2 protein-coding genes are annotated in these 1,680 nt (G+C 69.4%); both read left to right on the top strand.

The window, feature by feature from the left end; genetic code table 11:
• The coding region (locus tag HUK84_RS17200) for an amino acid ABC transporter permease (protein WP_176641351.1) at window positions 1–601 on the top strand (601 nt) is incomplete at its 5' end.
• A gap of 185 nt (window positions 602–786) precedes the next feature.
• Window positions 787–1,674 (top strand): LysR family transcriptional regulator, encoded by an 888-nt coding sequence (locus HUK84_RS17195; RefSeq protein ID WP_176641350.1) that lies wholly within the window; start codon window positions 787–789, stop codon window positions 1,672–1,674.
• The last annotated feature ends 6 nt before the right edge of the window (window positions 1,675–1,680 follow it).

Below are 1,680 nucleotides of genomic sequence, written 5' to 3'. Positions count from 1 at the left end.
CGCGATGGTGGTGGCGGTGGGGCTGGGGCTGGCGCTGGCGCTGCTGCGGCGCTACGGGCCGCGCTGGCTGGGCGGGCTGGCGGTTCTGTATGTCGAAATCGTCCGCGGCACGCCGCTGCTGATCCAGATCCTGTTCATCTTCTACGCCCTGCCGGGGATCGGCTTGCGCCTGTCGCCCTTCGTGGCCGGCGTGGTGGCGCTGGGCCTGAATTATGCGGCGTACGAGGCGGAAAATTACCGCGCCGGCCTGCAATCGGTCGCGCGCGGGCAGATCGAGGCGGCGCTGGCGCTGAACATGACGCATGCCCAGGCGCTGCGCTTCGTGGTGGTGCCGCAGGCGGTCAGGATGGTCATCCCGGTGATGACCAACGATTTCATCTCGCTGCTCAAGGATTCCTCGCTGGTCAGCGTCATCACCCTGACCGAGCTGAGCCAGACCTATGTCCGGCTGTCCTCGACCTATTACGATTATTTCGGCACCGGCCTGCTGATCGGCGTCGCCTATCTGCTGCTGGGCCTGCCCTTCGTGCGGCTGGCCCGGCGGGCCGAGGCGCGATTCCAGACCGGGCAGCGCGGCCAGGGGCGCCAGGGACATATCTGACGACGGGGCAGAGCCCCGAAAAAAGGTCCGCGGGACGATCGATCCCGTCACGCCATCCGGCATCGCGGCCTGCGGCCTGATGCGTCCGGCACATGCCGGCGCTGCCGGATGCCGCGTTGTGCGTCCGGGGGCGCGGCCATAGAAAGGGCGTGGAACAGTCCGGAATAGTCCAAGCATCGGTGGCCATGGATCTGCTGTCTGCCCTTCACAGTTTCGTCCGCGTCGCGGCGACGGGGTCGTTTTCGGCCGTCTCGCGCGAAACCGGGGCCAGCCAGCCGACCATCTCGCGCCATATCGCGCTGCTCGAGGCGCATTACGGCACGACGCTGTTCGCCCGCACGACCCGCAGCCTGATGATGACCGAGGACGGGCGCAGCCTGCTGCCCCACGCCTATGAGGTGCTGGAGATCCTCGAAACCGCCGAGACCGCGCTGGGCCGCCGCCGGGCGTCGGTCTCGGGCCTGGTGCGGCTGGGGGTGACGACCGCGTTCGGCCTGTACATGACCGGGCGCCTGGGCGAATTGCTGGACCGCCACCCCGACCTGTCGGTCGAGCTGATCATGCGCGACGGGTTCGGCGACCTGGTGGAAGAGGGGCTGGACCTGGCCATCCGGGTGGGCGAGATCGCCGAAGGGTCGCTGATCGCCCGACGGCTGGGCACCGTCCGGCGGGTCGCGGTGGCGTCGGGCCGCTATCTGGAACGGCGGGGCACGCCGCAGCACCCGCGCGACCTGCTGAACCATCCCTGCGTCGCCTATACCTATGGCGGCACGCGCCATGACTGGCATTTCGTGGGCAATGGCGAGGAAAGCGTGGTCGCCGCCAGCGGCCCCTTCCGCGCCAACAGCAGCGAGGCGGTGCTGAAGGCGACCCTGGCCGGGCTGGGGGTCGGATTGCTGCCGTCCTTTCAGGTGGCCGAGGACGTGGCGGCCGGCCGTCTGGTGCGGCTCTTCCCCGACTGGACGGTGCCGGACCTGCCCATCCACGCGGTCCATACCGGGCCGCGCGCCCTGCCGCTGCGCACCCGCACGGTGCTGGATTTCCTGGTCGCCATCGCCGACATCGTGCGATGAACGGAC

It is taken from the genome of Nguyenibacter vanlangensis, from assembly GCF_013376155.1.
GTDB lineage: Bacteria > Pseudomonadota > Alphaproteobacteria > Acetobacterales > Acetobacteraceae > Gluconacetobacter > Gluconacetobacter vanlangensis.
This window is presented reverse-complemented; position numbering and strand designations above follow the sequence as displayed.